This is a genomic window from Vibrio sp. 10N.247.310.98, from assembly GCF_041467395.1.
Classification (GTDB): domain Bacteria; phylum Pseudomonadota; class Gammaproteobacteria; order Enterobacterales; family Vibrionaceae; genus Vibrio; species Vibrio crassostreae_C.
Genome location: NZ_JBFSUL010000100.1, coordinates 1 through 6,299 on the forward strand (window position 1 = coordinate 1; position 6,299 = coordinate 6,299).

At 45.2% G+C, this 6,299-nt stretch carries 7 protein-coding genes; 4 read left to right on the forward strand and 3 right to left on the reverse strand.

Features of this window, described 5'->3' with window-relative positions:
- Positions 1-88: 88 nt before the first annotated feature.
- On the reverse strand, positions 89-442 hold the full coding sequence (locus tag AB6E78_RS22535; protein WP_017061517.1) for a DUF413 domain-containing protein: 354 nt from the start codon (positions 440-442) through the stop codon (positions 89-91).
- Between the two features lie 154 nt (positions 443-596).
- On the opposite strand from AB6E78_RS22535, the gene AB6E78_RS22540 reads away from it, so the two are divergent.
- Positions 597-1,487: a LysR family transcriptional regulator gene (locus tag AB6E78_RS22540; protein ID WP_017061518.1), complete on the forward strand. Its 891-nt coding sequence runs from the start codon at positions 597-599 to the stop codon at positions 1,485-1,487.
- Positions 1,488-1,670: 183 nt separating this feature from the next.
- Here AB6E78_RS22540 and AB6E78_RS22545 read toward each other — a convergent pair whose 3' ends face one another.
- On the reverse strand, positions 1,671-1,874 hold the full coding sequence (locus AB6E78_RS22545; RefSeq protein ID WP_017061519.1) for a hypothetical protein: 204 nt from the start codon (positions 1,872-1,874) through the stop codon (positions 1,671-1,673).
- Positions 1,875-2,110: 236 nt separating this feature from the next.
- Between AB6E78_RS22545 and AB6E78_RS22550 the strand changes: the two genes are divergently transcribed.
- The 3 genes from AB6E78_RS22550 to AB6E78_RS22560 all read left to right on the forward strand — a co-directional run bounded on the left by AB6E78_RS22550 (position 2,111) and on the right by AB6E78_RS22560 (position 4,553).
- Positions 2,111-3,487 (forward strand): AlkA N-terminal domain-containing protein, encoded by a 1,377-nt coding sequence (locus tag AB6E78_RS22550; protein WP_017061520.1) that lies wholly within the window; start codon positions 2,111-2,113, stop codon positions 3,485-3,487.
- A 25-nt stretch (positions 3,488-3,512) separates the two neighbouring features.
- Positions 3,513-3,995 (forward strand): methylated-DNA--[protein]-cysteine S-methyltransferase, encoded by a 483-nt coding sequence (locus tag AB6E78_RS22555; protein ID WP_017061521.1) that lies wholly within the window; start codon positions 3,513-3,515, stop codon positions 3,993-3,995.
- A 171-nt stretch (positions 3,996-4,166) separates the two neighbouring features.
- Positions 4,167-4,553: a hypothetical protein gene (locus AB6E78_RS22560; RefSeq protein WP_017061522.1), complete on the forward strand. Its 387-nt coding sequence runs from the start codon at positions 4,167-4,169 to the stop codon at positions 4,551-4,553.
- A 14-nt stretch (positions 4,554-4,567) separates the two neighbouring features.
- Here the strand turns inward: AB6E78_RS22560 and nhaD are convergent, their stop codons facing one another.
- Positions 4,568-6,007, reverse strand: coding sequence for a sodium:proton antiporter NhaD (gene nhaD, locus AB6E78_RS22565; protein WP_017061523.1), 1,440 nt, complete (start codon positions 6,005-6,007; stop codon positions 4,568-4,570).
- Positions 6,008-6,299 lie beyond the last annotated feature (292 nt).

Here is a 6,299-nt window from a genome sequence, read left to right on the forward strand (position 1 = left end):
TACTACCGTTTTTGTTTTTAGTTCCCGCTAATCCGCGATGAACCAAAAAAAAGCCCAAAGTGATGAGGTATCACTTTGAGCGATTTTACTAATCTTCTAACACTAACTCACTTTCGTATTCTTCCCTAGATACGTCGCCGCGTTTGCAGCCGTTTAGGGTGTGAAAGCGACGGCGTCCACGAGCCAGTTGAATGTACTTCAACCAAACACGCTCTAACTTGGACTTTGCCTTATGAGGGTGAGACAACACTTTAATGAAGTGTTTTTCTTCTGCATTGATTGGTGCTAGTTCACCAGTTTCAAGTGCAAGCATAGTGTCACCAAACAAGGTTAGGATTTCCTCTTCTGAAAGAGTAAAATCACCCGACTTAGCGAACCCTCTCGGGAATTTAATGGTGTCATAAAAACGTTTTTTTCCGTGTCGGAATTCGGTCTCAGACATATCAGCCTCAGTAATGTGGTTAGATAGAAATTAGTGTTTATTGCTCACGCGAAAATATTGTTAAAAGGCTAAAATAGGAAACAAAATGTTTTTGCCTTTACGATAAACAATCCTAGATCGGCTAGTTAGCAGATTTATTACAGAGATGTATTTGATGGATGTGAAAGTATTTAGAACCTTTCTTGAGGTTGCAAGGGTGCGCCATTTTGGGCGTGCAGCTGAAAACTTGTATTTAACACAAGCGGCGGTGAGTGCGCGGATCAAACAGCTTGAAGGCTATTTTGATACTCAGCTCTTCATTCGTGACCGCAATAACATCAAACTCACATCTTCCGGTGAACGTTTGATTGGTTATGCCGAAGTGATGGTGTCCACCCTACAACAAGCCAAATTTGAGCTGTCGTTAGAGAGTGGTAAAGCCTTGCAGTTAACGCTGGGCGGCACGCCGAATATTTGGGATGCGTATCTGCAAAACTGTTTAAGTGTGGTAACCGACTCTTTTGGTGGTTACGGCTTTATGGCAGAGGTGATGGGGCGCGAGCAACTGAACCGTAATTTGTTAGAACGAACCTTAGATATGGCTTTCGCGTTCGATCAGATCAAAGCAGAAGAGCTGAACTGTAAAAAAGTCGCTGACTTGGTTTTGGTGTTGGTATCAACGCAGCAAGATGATCTGGAATCTGTATTTCAACATAAGTATGTTTATGTGGATTGGGGAACGCGCTTTGGTTCTGAACACGCAGAACGTCACCCTAAAGTGCCAGCACCGTACCTACGTACCTCTACAGCCCGTATCGCCCTCGATTTCATTTTAGAGAAAGGCGGCAGTGCGTATCTTCCGGTGTCTCTAGTCGAACCTTTTATCGATTCGGGTCAGCTGCACAAGGTGAAAGGGGTTGAAGACTGGTATCTCCCAATTTATCTGAGCTACCGTAAAAGCAGTACCTCGGTTGATGCGATCATGCAGGTTGAGAAGTTGGTTAATGAGATTGACCCATCGACGGCTTACACATTGCAGCAAGCCGCTGAACAAGCACCTGAGTAACGGCATTCGCGGTAAGCAGTGGCTTTGCTGATTAGATTCAATAAAAAATGGCTCCCAACTAATTGTATAGTTGGGAGCCATTTTTGTTTTAAACCAGAAATGTACTTCTTTTCGGAACTAGAGATCGTTTCTAATTCCATAAATATCGTTTAAGCCTGGTATGTGTAGCCTTTATTAAAAGCCCTATAGGTTCATTAGATTCTCAATAGACTCTTCAAGAGAGTGTGACATGTACGAATGGATTTGATTGCCATCCGTTGCGTCAATCTCGATCATAGAAATCCCGTTGTCCGCTTTGTCTTCAAGAAAGCTTAGAGACTGCTCGACTGATTGACTGGTGAGAACCTGTTGATTTGATAAAACAATACGACATGTGTGTAGAACCATAGCCTTTTCCTTTTTATATTCGATAGGTCTCTGCATCTTGGCGTGCTAAGTACCGATCGTTGACGTTGTGAGAAGAATGTCCTCTCTAGGTTAAATTTAGTCGAATTGAATAAAATTAAAACCCTTTTTTGTGATTTATCTGACCTTCGCTTCCGAAAGTGGCTAGCGACAATGGTGGTTCACGGTAAACTTTTAGGTATCGGATCAAACGCTATGGTAAGTGGGAAGAGTACGGCATGTCGAAAAAGATCAATCACAACAGCAGCTTAACCAGTGAGCAGTGCCATTTGGCTCGATATGCACGAGATGCTCGCTTTGATGGGATGTTTTTTACAGCGGTGAAAACGACAGGAATTTTTTGTCGCCCGATTTGCCCAGCCACACCACCCAAAGAAGAAAACGTCGAATATTTTTCCCATCAAGCTCAAGCATTGAAAGCGGGATATCGTCCTTGTTTACGTTGTCGACCAGACAGCGCACCTTTTTCGCCGGCTTGGAAGGGCGTCGAAACCACTTTCTTACGTGCGATGCAGTTGATTGATAATGGCGCTCTGAATTCAGGATCTATCGTCGACCTTGCAACGCGGTTAGGTATTTCAGATCGTTATTTACGAACCTTATTCGACAATTACATCGGCGTGTCACCCAAGCAATATAGTCTGTACAGTCAATTGATGTTTGCCAAGCAGTTGCTGCACACCAGTAGCATGAGCATTACTGATGTCGGCTTTGCTAGTGGCTTCAATAGTACGCGCCGTTTTAATGATGCCTTTCAAAAAGAGCTGCAGCTTTCGCCAAGCCAAATTAGGCGAGCGAAGCCAAGTGACACTCAGAGTAATCATATTCAGCTTGGTTTTCATGGACCCTTAGATTGGAACCACTTGTTGAGGTTTTATCGACGAAGAATGATTGAGGGCTTAGAAGGCGTTGGCGAAGATTATTATAAGCGCACGGTAAATGTGAACGGGTCAAAGGGTTGGTTCAAGGCGACTTTAGCCAAAGATAACCGCTTGGATATTGAATTCGAGTTGGATGATATAAGCCAATTAAGAAGCTTGATTGCGAATATCCGCCGTATGTTTGATCTTGATGTCGATATTGCCAAGGTTGAGACGTTCTTTACGACTATCGATCCTAACTTGGTGGCTAAGAGTGGTATCCGTATTCCTGGCGTGTGGAGTGCTTGGGAGGCAGGCGTGAGAGCGATTCTAGGACAGCAAGTTTCGGTAACCGCGGCGATTGGTCAGCTTAACTTATTGGTCAAAGAGCTTTCTGATGAACATGAGAAAGCCAGCTTCCCAACACCAAAACAGATAGCGGACGCTGATGTTAGCTTCTTGAGAATGCCGGGAAGCCGCAAAGAGACCCTAAAGCGTTTTGCCGAATACATGGTCGACAATGAAGCTGAGCATCCTTCCAAATGGATTGAGCTAAAAGGGATTGGGCCTTGGACTATTCAATATGCACTGCTTCGCGGGTTAAGCGAACCTAATCATCTGTTGGTTGGTGACTTGGTGGTGAAGAAGTTTATTGAGCATCGCCCCGCCATCAACACGGAGAGTGTTTCGCCTTGGGGTAGTTACGCCACGTTCCACTGTTGGAATCAGTCTTAATCGGAATACTAAGCTAGGAGATATCATGGACAACCGTTTTACCTACTATGAGAGCCCATTGGGAACCGTGACGTTACAGGCGAACGATGAAGGCTTGCTCGGCCTTTGGTTCGAGACACATACCACCAAGCCGGAACCGTTGGGTGTTCAAGATGATAGCTTTCCGATCTTTGCATTGGCTATCGAGCAGCTTAATCGCTATTTCTCGGGCGAAGCTATTCAGTTTTCTGTGCCGATTGCAGCCAAGGGCACGCCATTTCAGCAGTCGGTTTGGCAGGCGCTGACGACCATTCCTTATGGAGAGACTTGGAGCTATGCACAACTGGCCGATGCGATAGGCAATCCGAAAGCCGTTCGTGCTGTGGGTTTGGCGAATGGCAAAAATCCGGTTTCAGTGATTGTGCCGTGTCACCGTGTGATTGGTAAAAACGGCAAACTGACGGGTTATGCAGGTGGCGTAGAACGTAAACAGCACTTATTGGTGATAGAGGGAAGAGAGCAAGACTAGCAAGCGATTTAGCCATGAGCCTGTCGAGATGCTGGCTGAATATCTCGTACTACTTAATGGTGAAGGCGAGTGGTTCTTAAAATATGACTTTGAATTAAAATCAACGCTTTCTGGGAAATATCGATTTGGTTGCATATTCTTTGACTATGTTCTCTAGGCAAGGATGCCCAAATGAATAGATTCCCCTTACTAATATCTGGCTGCAGCTCTGCATTATTGCTGACAGGTTGTTTAACTGATACCAGCCGACCTTTCGAGGTTCCACAGCTTGCTCTGTTCAAAGGTATGTATGAGAACGCAGATAATGACAGTTATCTACTTTTTGAATCCGGGCAAGTGACTTATCAAACAACGGATAATTCCGTGACTCGAACCTATCGTGTTGATGATGACTTGATCACCATTGAATTCAATTCTGGAAGCAGCCGAACTGACTCTAGACTAGTGATGCGCATTCAACAGAAGGGCGAGATGCTAACTTGCAACCAATGTCCAGCGATACAATTGAGTAACGTCTGGACACTTGTAGATAAGCCTGTGAAAGACAGTTCGAACTAGAAAAGATCTCCGAATTAGAAAAGATCGCCATTAAGCCATAGGTGTGCAGCGATACTGACGGCATAGCCAATCATGATCACTGGCATCCATTTCAAGTGGCCAAAGAAGGTGTATTTGCCATGCGCCGCGCCCATTAACGCCACACCTGCCGCACTACCAATAGATAACAAGCTGCCGCCAACGCCTGCGGTTAAGGTGATCAGTAGCCAGTTACCCATCGACATTTGAGGTTCCATCGATAACACGGCAAACATCACCGGAATGTTATCGACAATCGCAGATAAGATCCCCACCATGATGTTGGCCCAAATTGGATCCCATTGGCTATACATCACGCCAGAGGCAAGCTCCAAGTATCCCAGTAGACTCAAGCCACCTACACACATTACCACGCCGTAGAAGAACAGCAGAGTGTCCCATTCGGCATGGGACACTCTTCGAAATACATCAAAGGGCACGACTGAACCGAGTCGCTTCAATGCCCCCCCATCATTGTTGGCAATCGCCACCGCTTTTTTCTTCGCCAGTGAATTTGGTAAGGTCTTACGCAAGAAATAACCAAAGAACTGTAGATACGCCAGCCCCATCATCATGCCCATTACTGGAGGGAAGTGGAGTACGGCATGGAAAGCAACCGCAGTGCCGATGGTCATGATGAACAACAACACGATGCGTCTTGCACCGCGTTTTAATTCAACGTGCTGATGCACCGTGTCGGGTTGGGTTGTGGGAACAAAGTAAGACATGATCATTGCAGGGACGAGGTAATTCATCACTGAAGGAATAAATAAGGGAATGAATTCACTGAAGCTCACATAACCAGCCTGCCACACCATCAACGTTGTGATGTCACCGAATGGGCTGAACGCGCCGCCAGCGTTAGCGGCTATCACGATATTCACACAGGCTAGGTTAACGAATTTAGGGTTAGATCCTGCGACTTTCAGAACCACGGCGCACATCAATAGAGCTGTGGTGAGGTTGTCGGCGATCGGTGAGATAAAGAAGGCCAGAATACCGGTTAGCCAGAACAGAGAGCGGAAATTAAAGCCTTTGCCCACCATCCACGCTTGCAGCGCATCAAACAGTCTTCTCTCTTCCATGGCGCTGATGTAGGTCATGGCGACGAGTAGGAAAAGTAACAGCTCAGCGTATTCTAGTAAGTTGTGTTCGAGTGCTTGCTTAGCGACTTCAACAAGGTTGTGTTCTTGGTAGATAAAACCAATGATTATCCAGATCAGTCCTGCTGCAAGTAACACTGGCTTAGATTTTCGGAGCTTTAGGTACTCTTCCATCATCACCACGATGTAGGCGACAACGAAAATGGTCAGGGATAGGTAGCCAGCGAATGAGTTGGTGAGCTTGAGTGGTTCTCCCAACTGAGAAGTGGCAGCACCTGCTACCGAAGAAAAGAGTAACAAAGAGAGAACAGCAGAAAGCTGGATACCTAACATGGATTACGCTCCGAAGTTAATAAGTTATTAACACGGGTAAAAGAGTAGACCTAAATAACCATGTGCAGTGTGATAGATATCTTAATAATTCAATAGATTATAATGAAAGGAATAGACTGTGATGTGAACGAAATACGGTCTTACATACTCAAAATTACTGTCTTCCACACTTAAGTTAAAGACTAAAGACTAAAGACTAAAGACTAAAGACTAAAGACTAAAGACCAAAGACTAAAGAAAAAGGTTCATCGCGGCTTTCCGGGGAAAGCCGCTTTTATCTTCAAGAAGAAGT